The sequence below is a fragment of the Nostoc sp. genome (assembly GCF_035638895.1).
Classification (GTDB): Bacteria; Cyanobacteriota; Cyanobacteriia; order Cyanobacteriales; family Nostocaceae; genus Nostoc.
Genome location: NZ_DASQZC010000006.1, coordinates 1 through 21,061, shown reverse-complemented (window position 1 = coordinate 21,061; position 21,061 = coordinate 1). Strand labels below are relative to the sequence as shown.

Below are 21,061 nucleotides of genomic sequence, written 5' to 3'. Positions count from 1 at the left end.
AACGGAGTGTAGAAATTTGGCGATCGCGTGGTTATCGAGTAGAAATCAGCCCTCAGATAGATGACAAATGGGGTTATCTTGCAGGTACAGACGAAACCCGCCGTCACCAACTAGCAGCAGCATGGCAAGATCCTGATTGCCGTGGTATCCTTTGCGCCAGAGGCGGTTTTGGCAGCACCCGTATCTTAGAAGATTGGAATTGGCCAAACTTAGCGGTTCCCAAGTGGCTCATAGGCTTTTCTGATGTCACAGCTTTATTATGGAGCCTTTATACAGCAGGCATTTCCGGCGTTCACGGCCCCGTGCTGACGACTTTAGTAGATGAGTCAGATTGGTCAATTGAGCGATTATTTGATTGGGTAGAAGGTAGTTCTTTCGCCCCTCTCAAAGGTTGCGGTTGGGGTGGTGGTGTTGTAACAGGCACTTTATTACCAGGTAATCTCACAGTGGCTACTCACCTTTTGGGTACACCAATCCTGCCACATCTAGATGGTGTAATTCTGGCGCTGGAGGATATTACAGAAGCACCTTATCGGATTGATAGGATGCTGACACAGTGGCGTTTAAGTGGTGCTTTGTCTCAAGTCTGCGGTATTGCTTTGGGCGGTTTTACTCGCTGTGAAGCGCCGCCAACTGTGTCTAGCTTTAGTGTAGAAGAAGTATTGCGCGATCGCTTGGGTGATTTGGGGATTCCGATTGTTTCTGATTTGCCTTTTGGTCATGATAGCCCCAATGCAGCTTTACCAGTGGGTGTGGATGTAACGTTAGATGGGGATGCGGGAATATTAGCGATGCCTACGGCGGCAAGCTACGCGTCATAGTTGAGCGCAAATATTGATTAGTACTATATCAGTTTCTCAGAATTTTTTGAAACCACTCTTCGGTGCGATCGCCCATAGCTTCTAAAGAGTATAAAGTTTCTGCTTGATGGCGACAAGCCTGGCGGTCAATTTCATCCAAATGCTTAATCACTTCTACTAAACCTTGAACACTATCAGGTTCCACCAAAAAACCAGTTTTGCCTTCTTGGACAATTTCTGTTAAACCACCCCGACGATAAGCAATTAAAGGTACTCCACAAGCAAGCGCCTCTATTGCTACATTTCCAAATGCTTCTATCCAACGAGGAGTTACTAAAAGAGATCGACATTTACCCAACTCTTTTTGTAGCTCAACCGTTGGTAAAAATCCTATATATTCGATGGGAGCATTAGGGTATTCTTGGCAAATTTTCTCCCAATAAGATATATCCTGTTTAAACCCAAATATTTTCAGCGTAATACCAGTGATTTCTGCTGCTGCTACTGCATCTTCTAGCCCTTTTTCAGGAGCTATTCTACCTACCCACGCCAAGCTCTGAGTTGGTTTTGGACAAAATTGATAAATAGATAAATCCAAACCGTTTAATAGACAAATACACCGTTCTGCAAATGTGAAAGTAGCCGCCTGTGTTTGACTATGAACACCAATAGTATTCGGAAAATTGATTGCAACTTGTTCAATAATTTGATCCATAACATCTGTTAAAGAACCCATGCTGATCAGATGTGCGATCGGACAGTTAAAAAATGGTGTTAAATACAGTGGCAACCAATCATAAGCAAAATTCACAATCAAATCATAATCTGCTTCCACTTGACGAGCATAGTCCCACATATTTGCTAAAACAGAATTTTTATGCAGCACAATTGGATCACTACGACTTTGATTTTGCGCTGGTATCTGTATTAGTTCTCCAGGAATTTCTTTAATAGGTAAGGAGTTGCTGATAGAGCCTTGCGGTGCAACAATTTCTAATTTATGTTTTCGCCGGAGCATCTCTGTAGCTATATTAGATAGGGTTAACTCTACTCCACCTCCTAATCCTGAACCTATAGCACCCATTGGGGTAGACATAAATAATAATTTATGGTACATTTGCGGTCGTTAATGTATTTTTATAGATATAATTTTTTTACCTAAACAACGTAATTATTGGGTTTCGCTATGGCTCCACCCAAAAGACATAAACTCGAATTCAACTCTGCTTCCGATAGCAACGGGTTGTAATCAGATAAGGGTGAAAAACCTCTAAAAAGTGACTTTTAAGTGTGTGGAAAAATGTTTCGACTACTTTTGGATCATCTAAATGAAAAGGGTATTCTTGATTAAAACCTTTAAAGAAATACCAATTCACTATCATCTTACCATCAGAGTTCAAAGCTTGATAAAATTGCAATAACTGCTGGCTAGGATCTAATAAATGCTCTAAAACATCAAAACATAAAATCGTATCAAATTTCTCTTTTTCAGGCATTTCAAGAGCAAAAACTATTTTTTTGCACAGTCCCATTTTCTCAGACCGATACTGAACAAAATCACGATTTATCGGATTAATATCATAATAGATTACTTGCTCGACTTGTGGGCAAAGAGCAGCACCAAGGGCATGAGTTCCTATTCCTCCACCAAAATCTAACACTCGACCTTGGGCATAATCTGCAATCAACCGCAACATATCTCCAATATACTCATGACTTGACAGATGCCAAGCCCCCAATTCAAATAAGTAAAGTTCTCCTACTTTATCACGGTAGAAAGCACTTGCTTCTTGCCAATTAAAATCTTTGTGTCCTAAGCTTTTTATTTCTTCTTTTTCTGCTGCTAACCTTGTTTCTACGGTTTCTGGATCTAAATGTAAAAAATCTTTTAGATGATGCTTGAAGTGAAATGAGTTTTCTAAAAAGCTACTTAAGAAATAAGGCGTAGTAGAGCTTACCATAAAATCTGTGCCACAGTAAAATAAACGAATTATACTATACAACAAATTTCTACAAGTTTAACTTATTAACACTCGTGAAAATTGAGATTGATTTGAACGTTTGAGAATAGAGCAACTTAATCTTCATAAAATTGACTACACAGCGCTGTGGTTTAAGAAGGGTGAAATAATAGATGCCCAATAAATCTAAAAATTAACATGAAAGTTAGCCTTTTCCAATCCCAAATTCAGACTTTTTCCCGCCAGTTAACCAATTCTGCTTGGCGGCTTTCCCTAATAGGAATGATTCTGAGTATATTTCTCATATTCTTATATGGTTGTCAGGGGACAGTCCAGAAAAATGACGGAGTAATTCATCTGAATTTATGGCAATCAATCAATCCCCCTGGTAATCGGGATGTGTTTGATAAACTAGTAGATAAATTTAATCAGACTCATACTGATATACAGGTGGAATCTATCTTTATAGGTCAACCCCAATTGCCAAAAATATTAACAGCAGTTGTGGGCAATGCGTCTCCAGATATTCTGTCATTCGATCCTCAATTGACCGGTCAGTTTATGGAACTAGGGGCAATTCGTCCTTTAGATAAATGGCTGGACAAATTTCCATTAAAGTCGGAAATTAGCCCCAACTTATGGGAGGAATTAAAATTAGATGGTCATCTTTGGTCAATTCCACTCTCCACTAGCAATATAGGCATTTTTTACCGACCTAAACTTTTCCAAGCTGCGGGAATTACACAAATTCCTAAGACTTGGCAAGAGTTAAGGGAAGTTGCTAAAAAATTGACTATAGACCGCAATGGCGACAATCGGCCCGAACAGTACGGAATGCTATTGCCTTTAGGAAAGGAAGAATGGACTGTTTTTAGTTGGTTCCCTTTTTTATTGAGCGCTGGCGGAGAGATTGTAACAAATAACCATCCGAATTTAACGAATCCAGGTGCGATCGCAGCCTTACAATTTTGGCAGGATATATTAAAAGATGGTTCAGCAAGCCTTTCTTCGCCAGAGCGAGGTTATGAAGAAGACGCTTTTATTTCAGGTCGCGTTGCAATGCAGATCACAGGCCCTTGGACTTCTATCATGAAGTCTAATGTTGACTTTAATGTATTTCCCATACCTGCAAATGTGAAACCTGCTACGGTGACAGCCACTGGAAATATGTATTTGATGAAGACTACACCAGAAAGAGAGCAAGCAGCACTCAAATTTTTAGAGTTTGTTTTAAGTGAAGAATTCCAAACAGAATGGAGTATAGGAACGGGTTTTTTACCAGTTAACATCAAATCTACCCAAAGTCAGGCTTATCAAGAAATTCTCCAGCAAAAACCTGTTTTGAAAGTCTTTATTGATCAAATGCCTGTGTCAGGTTCTCGACCAATTATTCCTGGCTATAGTCGTTTGTCTGACAGTTTAGGTCGAGCCATCGAAGCCACCATGTTAGGAGCGTCTCCAGAAACAGCACTTAAACAAGCTCAAGCAAACCTCGATTCAATTTGGGATTCCCTATAATTTAGATGGAATCTAAAATCCATAACTAGTTTAATTATAATTAACCAGAAATTTCACTCCGGCGATGTGAATTTCTTTTCAAGGTACATAAACCAATTGCTGGTACAATTCCCAAAATTAGTGCTGTAAATCCTTGCCCAGTCCAATACAGTATAAAAGTACGGTTGGCTTCTGGAATCAAATTTTGCACAACAAAAATCAACCAAATCAAAATAGTGATCAAGAAGAAAGAAATTGAGGGTAAAAAGTTCCACCACCAAATGCTTGTTGTGTATCGCCTCAATACCAGCCACTGGCAAAGCCCTAGCCAAATACCAGAAATAATATATGCGATCGCAGACAGAAATCCAAAAATAAAAGTCTGCTCAGGAGATATTTCATTTAACGATATGGCAATACTTGAAAGATAGTTAATCCAGGCTGTAGAAACGCCGTTAGCAATCAGCCAACCTACACTAGTAGCAAATATCCATTGCCAACCCGATAAATATCGGTAAAGGACAAGGGCTTGATCGGCAGCAAAAATCACAGCAAATATAACATTGCTAAGACTTCTGACCAAAATGCCCCATGTTTGTGGTTGGATTGCAACGCTAGGTGAGGTTTGGAGAATAATTTTCTCTAAGGCGATACTGGCAACGCCACCCACAACCCATCCGATCAGGGTCATCAAGGTAAACTGGATAAAGAACCTCTGTCGCTGCGATCGCGGAATCAAAAACTTTCCTGGGTTAGGCTCATTATTAGCAGATGCAACATCATCGGGACTGTTAGAGTCAGTTTGCATAAGGGGACTGGGGATTAGGGACTGGGAATAGGGAGATGGGGAGAAATAATCAATGCCCAATTCCCAATTCAATATTGATTCCTGTTTTATCCTATTTCCCACTCCCCAGTCCCTAGTCCCCAGTACCCAGTCCCTTTTAATCTGAAAAAGCGTAATCCCAGAATGATAAGCTAAACAGTGGCATAAAAATTGTGACTTAGGATGAAGTGATAAATGGGTGTTTATTCAACGACTCCTCATCTCTTACGGGCTGCTCGTGGTGAAGTAGTAGATCGTCCCCCTGTATGGATGATGCGACAAGCGGGACGATATATGAAAGCATATCGAGACTTAAGAGAGAAGTATCCTTCGTTTCGCGATCGCTCTGAAATTCCAGAAGTAGCAATTGAAGTTTCCTTGCAACCCTGGAGAGCTTTCCAACCAGACGGAGTAATTTTATTTTCTGATATTGTCACCCCATTACCTGCTTTGGGCATTGACATGGATATTGCCGAAGGTAAAGGGCCAATCATTCACTCGCCCCTCCGCACTCAAGAACAAATCGATGCTCTGCATCCTTTAGAACCAGAAGCAGCTCTACCATTTATCAAGACAATATTACAAGCGCTACGTTCGGAAGTAGGCGATAAATCAACGGTGTTGGGCTTTGTGGGTGCGCCGTGGACGTTAGCAGCTTATGCGGTGGAAGGAAAAGGTTCTAAAACCTATTCCATCATCAAAAACATGGCATTTTCAGATCCAACGATATTGCATCAACTGTTAGCTAAATTAGCAGATGCGATCGCCATCTATGCCCGCTACCAAATTGACTGTGGCGCTCAAGTTGTGCAAATGTTCGATTCTTGGGCAGGTCAATTGAGTCCTCAAGATTATGACACCTTTGCTCTCCCATATCAGAAGCGAGTTTTCCAGCAAGTCAAGCAAACCCACCCCGATACACCTTTGATTTTGCTAGTTAGCGGTAGTGCAGGTGTGTTGGAAAGAATGGCACAATCTGGCGCTGATATTGTCAGTGTAGACTGGGCAGTGGATATGGCAGACGCACGAGCCAGATTGGGTAAGCAAGTCAAAGTTCAAGGAAATCTTGACCCAGGTGTGCTATTCGGCTCCAAAGAGTTTATCCGCGATCGCATTCTCGATACCGTTCGCAAAGCTGGTAATTGGGGTCACATTCTTAATCTCGGTCACGGTGTCTTACCAGAAACTCCCGAAGAAAATGTTGCTTTCTTCTTTGAAACAGCAAAGGAATTGAATCTTGCAGGAGTTAAGGGTTAAGAGCCATTCAATTTTAGATTTTAGATTTTAGATTTTAGATTTTTCTTTTAATCCAAAATCCAAAATTCAAAATCTAAAATTTCCAGAGGATAAATTATCAGTTGTAATTTGGAACTTATAACTTCATTTTTAACTCTTCACTTTTAACTCTTAAATTTTGATAAATTTTCTTATGAGCCAGAAACGGATTTTAGTGACTGGTGCAAGTGGTTGTGTAGGTCATTATTTAACAGAAGCCTTAATTAAAGAAACAGATCACGAATTATATCTGCTAGTCAGGAACCCAAATAAACTGCAAGTTGACATTAAGGCACGTTCGGGTATCAATGTTTTGCAAGGTGATATGCAAAATATTCGCCAATTTGCCGATTTGCTATTCACAATTGATACGGCGGTACTCACAGCCACAGCTTGGGGTGGTGATGAGACATTTGATATTAATGTCGTCAAGACTATAGAGTTGCTAGAACTGCTAGATCCAGAACGTTGCCAGCAGGTGATTTATTTTTCGACAGCTAGCGTTTTAGATCGGTACAATCAACCATTAAAAGAAGCCGGGGAAATTGGGACAGATTACATCCGTTCCAAATATGACTGCTTACAGAAAAAAGAAAAATTAGCGATCGCGCCTAAAATTACTACAGTATTTCCGACTGTAGTATTGGGCGGTGATGCGAATAAGCCTTATTCTGCCGTCACATCTGGTATTCCAGAAGTTACAAAATATATTAATGTGATTCGCTTTCTAGAAGCAGATGGCAGTTTTCACTTTATCCACGGACGAGACATTGCCACTGTCGTGCGATATTTAATCGATCATTCTGTCGAAAACGATCAACCACGTCGGCTTGTTTTAGGTCAAGCACCATTAACTGCAAATCAAGCAGTGAAACAAGTTTGTGCTTATTTTGGCAAAAAGATTTACTTTCGCATTCCCATATCTATAGCATTGGCTAATTTGATTATTATTCTGTTCCGCATTCGGATGGCCGCTTGGGATCGGTTTTGCATGAACTATCGACATTTCACTTATGAGAAATTCATCAATCCTGATAGTTTCGGCTTGCCAAATTATTGTGCAACCATGAGTGATGTTTTAAAAATTAGTGGCGTTAAAAGTAAGTAAGTGGATCAGCCCCAACTCTTGGAGACGCTGTTCGCGTTCGGGGATGTAAGAATTCCCATCCCTAGTTGCCCATTTGAGGGAAAAATATCAATGGTAAAATAAAACAACTTTAATAAAAAGTCAATAACTCTTTATTTTCGTTAGAGTGGGATAACAATCAAAGTGTGAGGATTGATACTACATGCGAATCTTGTTAGTGTATCCAATATTTCCCAAAACCTTTTGGTCTTATGAAAAAATCTTAGAGTTAGTCAATCGCAAGGTTTTATTGCCACCTCTGGGTTTAGTAACAGTAGCGGCGATTCTACCCCAAGAATGGGAATTCAAGCTGGTAGATCGCAACATCCGTGCAGCAACAGAAGAAGAATGGGCATGGGCAGATGTAGTAATCCTCTCTGCGATGATTGTCCAGAAACAAGATTTACTTGACCAAATCCAGGAAGCCAAAAAACGTGGCAAGCTAGTCGCAGTTGGCGGCCCCTACCCAACCTCTGTACCTCACGAAGTTGAAAATGTTGGTGCAGATTTTCTGATTCTGGATGAAGGCGAAATCACTTTGCCCATGTTTATTCAGGCAATTAAAAGGGGAGAAACTTCTGGGACTTTCCGCGCCACAGAAAAGCCTGATGTGACAAGCACACCAATACCCCGCTTTGATTTATTAGAATTGGATGCTTATGACATGATGTCGGTGCAGTTTTCGCGCGGGTGTCCCTTCCAATGCGAATTTTGCGACATTATTGTTCTCTACGGGCGCAAACCACGCACCAAAACCCCAGCACAACTTTTAGCAGAGTTAGATTGCCTCTATGAATTGGGTTGGCGGCGGGGTGTATTCATGGTAGATGATAACTTTATTGGCAACAAACGAAATGTGAAATTGTTGCTAAAAGAGTTAAAAGTCTGGATGGCAGAACACAAGTATCCCTTCGGATTTGACACTGAAGCTTCAATTGACTTAGCACAAGATGCAGAAATGTTGGAGCTAATGGTTGAGTGTGGTTTCTCGGCGGTGTTTTTGGGAATTGAAACGCCGGATGAGGATAGTTTGCAAATGACTAAGAAGTTTCAAAATACTCGCAGTTCTCTAACTGAGGCAGTAGAAACAATCATCAAAGCCGGATTGCGCCCAATGGCTGGGTTTATTATCGGTTTTGATGGCGAAAAAGCAGGTGCAGGCGATCGCATTGTCCGCTTTGCAGAGCAAGCAGCAATTCCCTCTACTACCTTTGCCATGTTGCAAGCGTTACCTAACACTGCGCTTTGGCATCGCCTGAAAAAAGAAGGACGACTACGGGAAAACCAAGATGGCAACATCAACCAAACAACATTGATGAACTTCCTACCCACCCGTCCCTTAGAAGAACTTGCACGAGAATATATTGAAGCCTTTTGTACTTTATACGACCCAGTAAATTACTTGGATCGTACCTATCGCTGTTTCTTGATGATGGGTTTGCCGAGCTGGAAAGCGCCAGCAAAAATGCCAGAATGGGTGGTTGTGAAAGCGCTGCTAATTGTAATTTGGCGACAAGGAATCAAACGGGAAACCCGTTGGAAATTCTGGCATCATTTGTTTAGCATTCTCAAGCGTAACCCTGGAGTTATTGAGCATTACATCTCTGCTTGTGCCCACAATGAGCATTTTCTAGAGTATCGGCAAATTGTGCGCGATCAAATTGAAAGTCAACTGGCTGAATATCTCGCACAAGGTGCAGAAACCCCTTATGTGCTAGTGAAGGAAAAAGCAGAAGAAAAAACTGAAGCGGTAGTCAGTTAAGTGTTTTGACGGTTAATAAGTAAGTAAATGGGTGGAAAAAATATGATCTAGATTGTCATTGCGAGGAACGTTTGCCTAGTGTCTCAAAGACAAGCAATCTCTATCATTGCGATTGCTTCTTCTACGGGAAAGCTCCGTCAATGTCGTTCCTCGTGGCAATGACATATTAGATTTACCCCAACCCTTAATCCCCTCCCCGCAAGCTCTTAGGAGAGACAAAGCATAGCTTTGGCGGGGTGGGGTTTTTCGGGTTTAATAAGCAATCAAACGGAGATTATACAACTCCTGGCTCCAAATCTGTAGCTTTGTACTTCATGTAAAAGAAAACTGCTGTATATAGGTTGAGGTTTTGGACTTTAACTATAAAAAAATTGCACATCTCCTTTTAATAAAGAATATAAATTTTCCATAAATATTTCATCACATATTAACTAGAAATACTGAATGATAATGACAGTATATGAGGTTATCACCTAAGGTAATTTTTCAGTAAAAATACCTTAAATAAAGAGCTATTTAAATATACCAATAAAATCCAAAAAAAAGATTGACTTTGCTAAAGCATCGCGGTTAGAAGTTAAGAAGCTATCAAGACAGATTATTCAAAATATTCCTGTCTCAATTGTTTTGCCTACTTCGTAACTCCTGATATGAAACCCACTGTATTGACTGCTTTAATTGCTGCTACCGCTACCTTGACCGGATTATTCTCCAAAGTAGAAACTGCATCTGCTGCTGATTTTACTTGGGATAATTCCTGGACTCAACCAACGGTACTTAGTAAGTCTCAAACTGGTTTTAACGACGCTCCTTTTCAACAATTTGTCCAAGCTGAAAGCGTTGTCCTCCCAAACAGCGGACAATTTAAATTAGACCCCACTAAATTAAACCTAAAATACGACTACGATGTTTCTGTTTACTTTATCAATGAGGGTGCTGGTTATAGAAACCAGTTAGCTTTCGACGCCTTAGGAACTACTAACAAGTCTGGGCTGCTTTTTAATGATATTTCTTGTGAAGGAAGTGGATGTGTTGGTGGCGGGGGCGGTAATGCACTAAAACTGGGTGATGGGGTCAAACTTGGTAATATTACCGCAGGTACTCAACTTGACTTTTGGTTAAGAGCTGATGGTTTGAACCGTGGTAACTCTGCCAATATCTTTAGTACTGACACTGCCTCTAATGCTGACAAACTACAACACGCAGTTGCCTATGCTTACAACAACTACATTCTCCTGGCGTTCGAGGATTTATACGGTGATTTATACGCTTCAGGTATAGATTCTGCAACTGGTAAGTTGAACGAAGGTTCTGATCGTGACTTTAATGATGTTGTCGTCGTTCTTGATATCGGTGAGAAGAATGTTAAAGACCTAATTGGCGCTACCGTTCCTGAACCATCTGTTACTCTGTCAATGTTCGCAGTGGGAACAGTAAGTATGTTTGGATTGCGTCGTCGCCGTCAAACTCGCACTTCTAACTAAACTTTGAAACGTTGTTAATATAAAGCACTTTTACTTTCATTAGAAAATAAAAAGTGATTGACCGCATTTTTACCCGTATAAGTGTACGGGTGAATTTAGTATATAGTGACATTTATATTTTATCTACCGCGATCGCGTTCTAAATCATCAATCACTTTTTGCAAATACCACTCGTCTGACATCCCAGGATGGTAATCCTGCTTCTGCTGAATTAATCTTTCGGCAATTTCCCAATATCCGCCAACCATTCGCAAAAGTCGCTGACGTAGTAGGTTATATTTTTGCTTTTTTGACTCTGGACTAAATTTTTGGATTTTTTCTAGGCTACTTAAGACTTGTTGATAATTTCCCCAGTCTTCTTGTTCACAAAAAATACTCGCCGCCCGTTGATAATCTTCCAGGGCATTTTGCACTTCTTCCATGCAAGTATATGCGATGCCGCGATTGTAGTAAGCTTGAGCATCATTAGGATTGAATTGCAGCGCTTGGGTGTAGTCTTGAATTGCACCGAGATAATTACCTATTGTCCGATAGGCATTACCTCTGGCAATATATACTAAGGGATCTTCGGGTTGCATCTGAAGTGCTTGATTAAGATCCGCGATCGCACCTTGATGATCGCCTAATATAGAACGGGCTTTACCTCGGTTGCGATAGACAATGGCATCTTGAAAATTTAATCGCAATGCTTGATTAAAATCTGCGATCGCTTCTCGATAATTACCCATTTTGCAACGCACAACCCCACGACAGCAGTAAGCTTGGGCATCTTGTGAATCGGCTTTTAATACCCAGTTTAAATCGGCGAGTGCCTCTTGCGTATCTCCCTTTTCAGCCTTTTCTAATAATTGTGTGAAATATTCATTTGTGGATAAAATAGGTGCATTTGGAGAACGTGATTGCTGTACAACAGGTAATTCTTGGGGTTGTAACTGTTTAATTTGTTCCAGACACAGACGACAATTGTCTTTATCCTGTTGTTCTAGATATAATTGTGCAGCTTTTTTAAAGTTAGCGATCGCCTCTTGAATATTACCCTGTTTGCGCCGCACTATCCCCCGCAGATTATAAGCAGGAGCATAATTGAGATTGAGACGAATAGCGCGTTCAACATCGTCTAGCGCCCCCGGTAAATTTTTCAGCGCCACCCTAGCTAATCCACGACAATAATATGCCTCTACACTCTCAGGATTCAACTTCAGAGCTTCGGTATAATCTGAAACAGCCTTAAGGATTGCTCCTGAGTCATAATATGCCAAACCCCGTTGCAAGTAAGCTTCGGTAAAGTAAGGTGTCAGTTGTAAAGCATGGTTAAATTCCTCAATTGCTCCAGCGTAGTCTTTTCGCCTAGCCTTTTCCAATCCTCTATTGTAGAATTCGTCATTCATGGCATTTGCTCGGTTGATTCAGTTAGTTCAATTCCAGCACGCTTGTTTCGTAGCCTAACCTATGCACTCACTCTTCATATTTTAAGTATTCAGCGTGCCTTTGCTTCTCGTGTATTAAAAAATGTATCGATAAAAATCTGTGATTACTCTAGATTTATGCTTCCGGTTTGTGAAGATGCCGGACTAACTAACAGGCTAACGATTATTTCCAATTACAAATAAAAAAGCTGGGGAAATGACTACATTCAATTCCCCATCTCTCTTAGATTGTAAAATATTTACAGTTAACTAGAATTATTCTGAAAGTAAGCTAGGAGAAGTCAGCACAAAAACATCCCTACTTCCCTGAGCATCAATCTGTGGTTTTATAGGAGTGGTAAAGTGGAAGAAATCATGATCGTTTACTAATAAAAGTTCTCCCGGATTTAGAACTTTGCTAAATACAGGCTTTTCTTTTTTCGTACTATACAAATGTGTTTCTCCACCTTGAATATTTTCCCTGTCAACTGAGAATATGCCAATAAAATCAGTCCCATCTTGATGGATACCTTCAGGCGCTGGATTACCCAAATTATCTGGCGAACAAATAGTCCTAATTTGATGAACTCCAATTTCAGCTTCAGGATGAAGTTTACAAGAATCACTAAATGCTAAAACAAGATTCCTAAAAATATCAAGTTTTATCAGTGCATCATCTAATTCTGCAAACTCTCTTTTTAAGTCACCTGCTAATGGATTATACTCTTTACTTTGAAAGAAGTAGCCATGAGGTAATTTGATTAACTCATTTCCAGAAACTGTGAACCGAGATAATCTTCTCGAACGATAATTGCCTTTGATATAAGGGTCAATAGGCATATTACTAAAAAATGGCTTGAAACCTTCTGGATTTATCGAATTTACCTTTCTTAGAGTAAACAGAAAAGCATATTGTAATTCCGTTGCTGTTCCCAATTTTTGCATAGGATTTACCTCCTTGCATATTGAAATTCTCCCGGATTTTTCTTTATGGGAGGATTATAATACTTAGTATATGCTACTTTTTGTTACTATGTTGTAAAAATAACTACAAAAATTGACACTTTGTGATATAAAGAATTACTCAATTTCTGTCACAGGGCGGAGTAGTTGCTGAAAAGATTTGCTGTTGAGAGGTAGGTGGGTAAGGAATCGACGTATATTTACTAGCAGCAATAAGGTTTTATAATGATAGATTGGCTTTACCGTTACCCACCTTTGTATCCCGGTATTTTACTTAAGCGTTACAAGCGGTTTTTTGCTGACGTTCAACTTACTTCTGGCGAAATCGTGACAGCACATTGTCCCAATACAGGGCCTATGACTGGTGTATCAACTCCCCAAAGTGCAGTACAACTTTCCAAAAGTGATAATCTTAACCGCAAATTGGCTTACACTTTAGAACTAATTCAGGTACATGACAACGAGCCGACTTGGGTAGGCATAAATACTTTCTTGCCTAATCGGGTGGTAAAGCTAGCTTTGGCGAAATATCTTTTCCCAGAATTGGGCGACTATAGCCAAATTAAGGGTGAAGTGGTTTATGGGCTAGATAAAAAAAGTCGAGTGGATTTTTTCTTAACGGGGAGTGATGAGGAACGCCCGATTTATTTAGAAGTGAAAAATACAACTTTGTCTGAGGGGAGACTAGCCTTATTTCCCGACACGGAAACTACAAGAGGACAAAAGCATTTGCGAGAACTAATGGCGCTACTACCTCTAACTCGTGCGGTGATGCTTTACTTTATCAATCGCGGTGATTGTACAGAGTTCTCGCCTGGCGATCGCACAGATCCTATATATGGTAAATTATTACGCGATGCGATCGCTCTGGGTTTAGAAGTCTTACCTTGCCGTTTTGATATTTCCCCCGAAGGTATCCGTTATTTAGGTTTGGCAAAACTAAAAATTTGATTACACCTAATTAAATCTAAACGCATGAAACAATAAATCCATCTAGACAGTATCTAGATGGATTTGTTGGTAGTTGGTGTTTACTAAAAAACATTCAACCAGACTGTAATAGAGAAACGACTACAGGTAGTCGCCGCCCCAGAAATAGCATTAGCTATTGTGACGTTTGCTTATGCAGGAATCAAAACTGTGTCAATTACGTGGATGACACCGTTATCAGCAGCAACATCTGCTGCTGCTACAGTTGCATCATTGATTTTAACGCCATTAGAAGCGTCAATTTTTACATCTGAACCTTGAACTGTTGTAGCTGTTTTCAGTTTAACTACATCAGCAGCTAGTACCTTGCCTGATACAACATGATAGGTCAAGATTTTGGTGAGCTTGGGAATATCTTTCAATAATGCGTCTACTGTACCTGCTGGAAGCTTATTAAACGCTTCATCAGTAGGTGCGAAAACGGTAAATGGCCCGGGGCCTTTCAGTGTATCTACTAGACCAGCTGCTTGGATTGCTGCAACTAGTGTGTTGAAAGAACCATTACTAACGGCGGTATCAACTATATCGGGCATGTGTTTTACCTAGTTCTGTGTAATCTGTTACAAATCTAAACTATTTATTTAATAAAATCTATCTATCGTTAGACGTAGGCAGAATAAAAATTTTTATTGATATCATAAATAATTGTCTATATTTTTATACAAATAGAGAATTACATATATATTCTCTGGGCAGATGAGTTACCAGCACTTCTAGGATGCGTAGTTTACCACCGCAGGCATCGTTCCTTTTATACAGAGGCAGGAGCGATATCTACGGACGTAAACTACGCTATACAATCTCAATAGAAAAAGTACGTCAACATAATTAATAATTAGTAATTCATAGTTTCAATCAGTCTTTTCTGACACTATTAGCATTCAAGTTTCAGATAATGTTTGCTTAATGTCATAAAAGCGATATAGAAGTATTGACAAATACAGTACCTATAAATCGATTGTGAGAAAATAATAAGGGTGTAAATTTAACTAAGTATTGGGTGCAAAATGTAGAGGCTTTCGCTAAATGAATTGAACGAAACCTAGCGAAAACCTCGTGAGATCAAAGGCGCATTTACACACAAACTTATAAGGTAATTAAAATGACTTACGACTCACAAGATGTGCAAAAAATCCTTCAAATAGCACTCGCTCGTAAACAGGAAGGTGGATTCTCACGAGAACAGCTTATAGAAATGGCAACTGACTTAGGCATCTCTTCTGATATTTTGGAAGCAACTGAAAACAAGTGGTTAGCTCAAGAAGAAGAGGAACGTTTGCGACGCACATTTAATACTTTCCGACGCAGAACCTTTAGGGCAAATTTGGTTAGCTTCGTAGCGGTGAATTTATTTCTTATTCTTTTGAATCTAATAACTAGTCCTAGTTATTTTTGGGCTATCTTTCCAGTATTAGGATGGGGGTTAGGACTATTTTTTCATTGGTGGAGTGTTTATCAGAGTAAATCAGAGGGTTATGAAATAGCTTTTCAGAATTGGCGTGCAAAAATTTAACTCCTATCTACTTTTAAGAATGGAGATGTCAATAAGATGCTTTAAGTTTCAAAAGCAATGGGTTTATCTAACCTTTACTCATTTTATGATGGGAATCCGATTTGATTTTTGAAAAGCCAGTTGACTGAAAGCTTGCTAAATCAAATTTTGGTTCTTAGTATACTCCGCAAAAGTCAAATCGAATCGGTGGGAATCCCGCCGATTTAGTCATTGGTACTAATGACTCATGACCAATGGCTTGAATTGCCGTGAAATAATTAAGTTGGATTCCTATAATTTTTTGAGGCGATCGCTTCATTAGTAACTGTGGCGGAAGCTTGCCTGTTGTTAAGCCCCAACTCTTGGAGTCGAGAGTAATCTTTCACCTAGAAATGGAGAAATTTCCGTACTTGATACTTTGCTGACTCCACTACTGGATAAAATTCTCTCAGTTCTTGGATGAATTTATCTTTAATAGTCTGCAAATGTACTTGGGGTAAGGCTTTCCACTGCTCCAGTGTTACCCCAAAAATGATGAGGGTAATTTCTGTGTGGTCATTGAGGCTAATCCAAACCTCTTTAGCGAGAAATCTAGGATATTCAGCCAGCCCTATTGTCGAAATTTATGCGTCCTTATGAATAAAATTTTCCCTTAAATTCGGGACAACCTTAAACTTAAGTCGTTCTATAAGCATATCCTGTGATCTCTGTGTTTGCTAATTTGCCAAAATAGAGATGTAGGCTAGAATAACCACGCTTTTAGCATAGCTTGATTTCCTACACTCAGGAGCAATGATCGGCTGGTTTGAAATAATTTAAGAGGAAGGGAGTATGGACAGCAACAACTGGGTGCAACAGCTTATGATGGTGGGTCTTGGCACAACATCTTTAGTAGCAGAAAAACTGCGCCAAGTCAGCGATGATTTAGTTAAAGACGGTAAGCTCAATCCAGAGCAAGCCAAAGCAGTTATAGATGATATTGCCCAGCAGCTAAAGGCGGAGCAGGGAAACCTCGATGTCCAAATGCAACGGCAAATGCGAAATATGATGCAAGATTTGGGGGTAGCTCGCCAGTCGGAAGTGGACGAACTGCGCGGTAGAATTGACCGTTTAGAGCGTCAATTGCGCGATTTAGAAAATAAGCTTTGGCGTTAAGATGTCCTTTCTGATTTAAACTAATTGTGTCCTGTTGGTAATGTTTTTGCCAGGATACCTAAGTAAGGAGAACTGATTTTGAAACCAATTTTCCTCAGCGTGGCGTTCATGCTGGCGTGTGTTGTACTTTTGGCTGTAGGGCAAGTAGGTAGTAAACAGAATACTGCCATTGCTGCCGAGTTAACTCAAACGCTGACAGCGCCCCCAACTGTAACTGAAAATAATACTCTAATTGCGAGCAATACTATGTCTGATGCTAATGCCGTAACTACCCCCTCTGGATTGAAGTATGTCGAGTTAAAAGAGGGGACTGGGGCGACTCCTCAACCTGGACAAACGGTTGAAGTTCACTATGTCGGCACTTTAGAAGATGGTACTAAGTTTGATAGTTCACGCGATCGCGGCCAACCCTTCAGCTTTAAAATAGGTGCTGGACAGGTAATCAAAGGTTGGGATGAAGGACTTAGCACCATGAAAGTAGGTGGTAAGCGTCAGTTAATTATCCCATCTGAGTTAGGCTATGGCGCTCGTGGTGCTGGTGGCGTGATTCCACCCAATGCAACTCTAATTTTTGAAGTGGAATTGCTGGGAGTTAAGTAGAAACTAGGACATTGGGAATTGGGAATTGGGAATTGGTTTCTCCCAGTCCCAGTCCCCAATTCAATAGCTAAATTTTTAAATTTTGGAACTTTGTAAACTGAGGATTAAACAAAAGTTTCGCAGTACCTGTAGGGCCATTGCGATGTTTAGCTATAATCACTTCTGCAATGCCGCGATCGGGAGTATCGGGAGAGTAATATTCATCACGGTACAACATTATTACTAAATCCGCGTCTTGTTCAATACTTCCACTTTCTCTCAAATCAGATAACATTGGACGCTTGTTAGTACGTGCTTCCACCCCGCGACTCAACTGAGATAAAGCAATAACTGGTACAGATAATTCCCGCGCTAAACCTTTAAGTTGACGCGTAATTTTTGACAATTCTTGTACGCGATTATCACCCGCTCCTTCCATCAGTTGCAAGTAATCTATTACAATTAATCCTAATTCAGTTCCAACTTCCGCTTGCAGTCTTCTTGCCTGACTACGCATTTGTGTAACTGTAATGTTTGGCGTGTCGTCAATATAAATCGGCATTTCAGAAAGGATACCAATAGCACGACTTAAAGGTTCCCATTGTGTTTGACTCAAGCGGCCAGTTCGCAGATAACTACTTTCAATTTGTGCTTCGCTAGCTAATAAACGTTGCGTCAGTTGCTCTTTTGACATTTCTAAGCTGAAGAAAGCAACTGGCAATTTATAAGAAGCAGCAATGTTATGAGCAAGGTTTAAACAAAATGCTGTATTGTGTACACAGATATCATTAGCAACAAAATTGTGTGTTTCTGGGATTGTTAAGTCATAAACTTGTTTGCATCCCATCGATTCAATGGAAACTATTTCATCCCAGTACACATCACTCGCTGCTAACTGTTGAAGTGGCGAATTTTCTAAAGTACTTGCTAATATCCAAAGCCTTTCTCGTGTTAAAGCACGTTTACCAACATGGATATTTGAATACCCTTGAATTCCGGCACGTTGAGCTAAAACAGTCCAAGGTTCATTACCTTTAGCTGTTGTTATCTGTTCCCAAATTCCTATTGGAATGAGGTCACGATTTGTTTGATATCTCTTTTTAGCTATTGCATCTGCAACCTTAGTTAATGCCTCTTCTTTGCCAAAAATACCAATTTCTGAGATAAAATTTTTGATACTCTGGGCATCAGTAATATCTAATTGCCAAGCTTGTCTGCGAGTGTCTTTATATTTCACAGAGCGTTTTTTCAGACTGGCAATAATTCCAAATCGCAATAACAAATGTTGTATTTGTCTAGCTAATTTTTCGCTGACAGTACAGTAGCCTAATTGCGATTGACCGCTTGTAAGTAATGTAGCCCATCCATCGGTTGCAAACAAACGATTGAGGAATAAGGAAACTTGCGATCGCTCTAATTTAAAAACGATGTTTGGAATAGTTTTAGCATCAGCTTTTTTGCCCCATAGCCCTATGTTTTCCAACCATGCTGTTAAATGATTCTTTTCGCCTTGAGACATAGCTGCATGGAGTATTGGGGTGCGTTCACCCCTAATTTCTATCCTAACTTTCAACTTGGGTGAAAAGCTGGTAACAGCGTATGTGAAATCATTTTGGATGCGAGAGTTAATATTAGTAAATTCTAGTCTTGAGTCTGTTAAGCACCCATCACCTATGAAATATGCCAATAATTTAACTTCACACTCGCGGATAGTTTCTGTACCAAATATATTAAGTTTACGAGCTACAGCAATTTTATCCCCTACTCTTAATTCTGAAAGTTGTCGCCATCCATTGATGGTTAAATAAGGATGGGTGATAGTAGTTTCAATATATCGTCCTAAGCGAGTAGTAACACTAAAAACTGGTTTAATGCCGTCATTAACAAAGGCTGAAGCTTGAGTTAGATGAAACTTCCAATCATTTCCTAAAGTTATTAACTCAGCTTGCCGACGATGGTATATTTCTTTAATAGTTGAGATACTCCCGTCACTCAAAAGTATTTCCGCATTTTCATGCAAGCATTTCCCCATTGATGGGCGACCCGCGACAATAATCAAATCAGAACGCTGAAAGCCGCTAGTCATCGCATCTAAATCGTAAAAGCCGCAGGGGATACCAGGTAAGGCGATGCCTTGATTTCGATCTTCAATATCTTGGAAATTATTAATTAAAGTATCAGAAATGTGAATTAAACCCGATTGGGGACGCTCTTGAGTAACGCCAAAAACTTTCTGTTCTGCCTGATCTAAAACCTGTGGTAATTCGGTTTCTGTCTCGTAACCAAGATGTACAATTTCATTGCCAGCTTTAATTAACTGTCGCCGCAGGTATTTGTCCATCACCAACCCTGCTAAGGCGTCGATGTTCACGGCTGACACTGTGCGGTCTACCAGAGTTGCTAATTTATTTCTCCCGCCAATGCGGGATAGCAAATCATGGTCAGTCAGCCAACTTGTGACTGAAAGTAAGTCTGTGGGTTTACCTTGGGTGTGGAGCCTCACAGCTGCTTGATAAATATCTTTGTGAGCGCTAATGTAAAAAGCTTCTGGAAGCAGGCGATCGCTAACTCGACTAATCGCTTCTGGATCTAGTAATATACCCCCCAAAATCGCTTCTTCCGCCTCAATATTTTGGGGTGGGAGGCGTAGTTTACCGCCGTAGGCATCGCTACCATCGCCTTGAAAATTCAGTGCTTCAGCCATAAACGATTTTAGTTTTGAGATGAAAGCTATTTGAGAGTGGGGAGTAGGGAGTAGGGAGTGGTGAGTGGGGGTTAGGAGTTATCAGTCACCCTTATTTCCCTTGCTCTCTCATCTTCCTCATCCCCTTCATCTCCTCCCGCCTAACTTAACTTGCGACGACTTGAATATCGACTTGTGCTGCTACTTCCAAATACAGCTTGATTTCGGCTTGATAAGTACCAAGGTGGTTAATATCGGGGATGGTTACTCCACGCCGATCGATTTCTTGACCAGTGGCTGCCTTAATTGCATCTACAACATCTTGAGTGGTGATAGTACCGAAAATTGCTTCGTTTTCACCAACTGGCTTGGCAATTGTCAAGCTGCCAACTTTTTCTAAAGATTCTTTTTGCTCAATTGCTTGTTGTCTGAGTTCTAATTGCCGTTGACGCTCTTGCTCACGACGGCGTTCTACTTGCTTGAGAATACCAGGAGTGGCATTGGTTGCCAATTTCTGGGGAATCAGATAATTACGAGCGTAGCCAGGAGCTACTTCCACTAAATCGCCAGATTTTCCTAGCTTACTGATATCCTGATTTAAAACTAACTGTACGCGTTTCGCCATCGTTTTTCCTGTAAAATCTGATTAATTCGGGTTTGGGTAAGATAGCTCACAATGTCAGTGCTGTATTCCAAGCTTCTTTGCCTATACCCTAAAGCTTACAGATCGTAGCGAAAGGAAGGGTGCGATCGCAACTATTAGAGAAAATTGAATGAATTGGGGAATGGGGAGTGGGGAGTAGGGAGTGGGGGGATGAGGGAGCAGAGGAGGCAGGGGAGGTAGGGGAAGCAGGGGAAGATGTGAAGAAAGAGACAAGGGGACAAGGGGACAAGGGGAGGAAATCAGATGGGGATTCAGACTAGGGTGTTGACTTTGATGAAATTTGGTGATTTTCGGTTCATGCTATTTCTGTGAGAGGAAAAAATACCTTTCCTGTCATTGCGAGCGGAGCGAAGCAATCCCAGGCGATTGCTTCGCTCCGCTCGCAATGACTACACAAA

Annotated in this window: 18 protein-coding genes and 1 pseudogene; 11 read left to right on the top strand and 8 right to left on the bottom strand. The window is 40.4% G+C overall.

Going from position 1 to position 21,061, the window contains the following annotated elements; translation table 11 throughout:
• Positions 1-821: S66 peptidase family protein (locus VE944_RS00170; protein ID WP_324970721.1), on the top strand; the 821-nt coding region annotated here is incomplete at its 5' end.
• Positions 822-849: 28 nt separating this feature from the next.
• On the opposite strand, the gene VE944_RS00165 is transcribed toward VE944_RS00170, so the two are convergent.
• Positions 850-1,917 (bottom strand): glycosyltransferase family 4 protein, encoded by a 1,068-nt coding sequence (locus VE944_RS00165; RefSeq protein ID WP_324970719.1) that lies wholly within the window; start codon positions 1,915-1,917, stop codon positions 850-852.
• A gap of 100 nt (positions 1,918-2,017) precedes the next feature.
• Positions 2,018-2,761 carry a class I SAM-dependent methyltransferase gene (locus VE944_RS00160; protein WP_324970717.1) on the bottom strand — a complete coding sequence of 248 codons (744 nt, stop codon included), beginning with the start codon at positions 2,759-2,761 and terminating at the stop codon, positions 2,018-2,020.
• Positions 2,762-2,959: 198 nt separating this feature from the next.
• Between VE944_RS00160 and VE944_RS00155 the strand changes: the two genes are divergently transcribed.
• Positions 2,960-4,279 (top strand): ABC transporter substrate-binding protein, encoded by a 1,320-nt coding sequence (locus VE944_RS00155; RefSeq protein WP_324970715.1) that lies wholly within the window; start codon positions 2,960-2,962, stop codon positions 4,277-4,279.
• Positions 4,280-4,319: 40 nt separating this feature from the next.
• On the opposite strand, the gene VE944_RS00150 is transcribed toward VE944_RS00155, so the two are convergent.
• Positions 4,320-5,066 carry a hypothetical protein gene (locus VE944_RS00150; protein WP_324970713.1) on the bottom strand — a complete coding sequence of 249 codons (747 nt, stop codon included), beginning with the start codon at positions 5,064-5,066 and terminating at the stop codon, positions 4,320-4,322.
• A gap of 213 nt (positions 5,067-5,279) precedes the next feature.
• Between VE944_RS00150 and hemE the strand changes: the two genes are divergently transcribed.
• The 4 genes from hemE (at position 5,280) to VE944_RS00130 (ending at position 10,731) form a co-directional block, all read left to right on the top strand.
• Positions 5,280-6,341 (top strand): uroporphyrinogen decarboxylase, encoded by a 1,062-nt coding sequence (hemE, locus tag VE944_RS00145; RefSeq protein ID WP_324970711.1) that lies wholly within the window; start codon positions 5,280-5,282, stop codon positions 6,339-6,341.
• 172 nt (positions 6,342-6,513) lie between these two features.
• Positions 6,514-7,467 (top strand): NAD-dependent epimerase/dehydratase family protein, encoded by a 954-nt coding sequence (locus VE944_RS00140; RefSeq protein ID WP_324970709.1) that lies wholly within the window; start codon positions 6,514-6,516, stop codon positions 7,465-7,467.
• A 181-nt stretch (positions 7,468-7,648) separates the two neighbouring features.
• Positions 7,649-9,247 carry a B12-binding domain-containing radical SAM protein gene (locus VE944_RS00135; protein WP_324970707.1) on the top strand — a complete coding sequence of 533 codons (1,599 nt, stop codon included), beginning with the start codon at positions 7,649-7,651 and terminating at the stop codon, positions 9,245-9,247.
• A 650-nt stretch (positions 9,248-9,897) separates the two neighbouring features.
• Positions 9,898-10,731 (top strand): DUF4114 domain-containing protein, encoded by an 834-nt coding sequence (locus tag VE944_RS00130; protein WP_324970705.1) that lies wholly within the window; start codon positions 9,898-9,900, stop codon positions 10,729-10,731.
• A 119-nt stretch (positions 10,732-10,850) separates the two neighbouring features.
• On the opposite strand, the gene VE944_RS00125 is transcribed toward VE944_RS00130, so the two are convergent.
• Positions 10,851-12,119 carry a tetratricopeptide repeat protein gene (locus VE944_RS00125; protein WP_324970703.1) on the bottom strand — a complete coding sequence of 423 codons (1,269 nt, stop codon included), beginning with the start codon at positions 12,117-12,119 and terminating at the stop codon, positions 10,851-10,853.
• 105 nt (positions 12,120-12,224) lie between these two features.
• Between VE944_RS00125 and VE944_RS00120 the strand changes: the two are divergent.
• Positions 12,225-12,411 (top strand): annotated as a pseudogene (locus tag VE944_RS00120) (DUF711 family protein); the annotation flags it as partial.
• Between the two features lie 2 nt (positions 12,412-12,413).
• Here the strand turns inward: VE944_RS00120 and VE944_RS00115 are convergent.
• On the bottom strand, positions 12,414-13,082 hold the full coding sequence (locus tag VE944_RS00115; RefSeq protein WP_324970701.1) for a 2OG-Fe dioxygenase family protein: 669 nt from the start codon (positions 13,080-13,082) through the stop codon (positions 12,414-12,416).
• A 243-nt stretch (positions 13,083-13,325) separates the two neighbouring features.
• Between VE944_RS00115 and sfsA the strand changes: the two genes are divergently transcribed.
• Positions 13,326-14,051 (top strand): DNA/RNA nuclease SfsA, encoded by a 726-nt coding sequence (sfsA, locus tag VE944_RS00110; RefSeq protein ID WP_324970699.1) that lies wholly within the window; start codon positions 13,326-13,328, stop codon positions 14,049-14,051.
• 170 nt (positions 14,052-14,221) lie between these two features.
• Here the strand turns inward: sfsA and VE944_RS00105 are convergent, their stop codons facing one another.
• A complete protein-coding gene (locus VE944_RS00105; protein WP_324970697.1) occupies positions 14,222-14,623 on the bottom strand; it encodes a fasciclin domain-containing protein in 402 nt (133 codons plus the stop codon).
• A gap of 569 nt (positions 14,624-15,192) precedes the next feature.
• Here VE944_RS00105 and VE944_RS00100 point away from each other — a divergent pair.
• The 3 genes from VE944_RS00100 (at position 15,193) to VE944_RS00090 (ending at position 17,337) form a co-directional block, all read left to right on the top strand.
• Positions 15,193-15,603 (top strand): 2TM domain-containing protein, encoded by a 411-nt coding sequence (locus VE944_RS00100; protein ID WP_324970696.1) that lies wholly within the window; start codon positions 15,193-15,195, stop codon positions 15,601-15,603.
• A gap of 810 nt (positions 15,604-16,413) precedes the next feature.
• Positions 16,414-16,737, top strand: coding sequence for a phasin family protein (locus VE944_RS00095; protein ID WP_324970694.1), 324 nt, complete (start codon positions 16,414-16,416; stop codon positions 16,735-16,737).
• Positions 16,738-16,815: 78 nt separating this feature from the next.
• A complete protein-coding gene (locus VE944_RS00090) occupies positions 16,816-17,337 on the top strand; it encodes an FKBP-type peptidyl-prolyl cis-trans isomerase (RefSeq protein WP_324970692.1) in 522 nt (173 codons plus the stop codon).
• A 67-nt stretch (positions 17,338-17,404) separates the two neighbouring features.
• On the opposite strand, the gene dnaB is transcribed toward VE944_RS00090, so the two are convergent.
• Entirely contained in the window at positions 17,405-20,020 is a 2,616-nt protein-coding gene (gene dnaB, locus VE944_RS00085) for a replicative DNA helicase (protein ID WP_324970690.1), read from the bottom strand.
• A gap of 145 nt (positions 20,021-20,165) precedes the next feature.
• Complete coding sequence (gene rplI, locus VE944_RS00080; protein WP_324970688.1) at positions 20,166-20,624, bottom strand: 50S ribosomal protein L9; 459 nt, start codon at positions 20,622-20,624, stop codon at positions 20,166-20,168.
• Positions 20,625-21,061 lie beyond the last annotated feature (437 nt).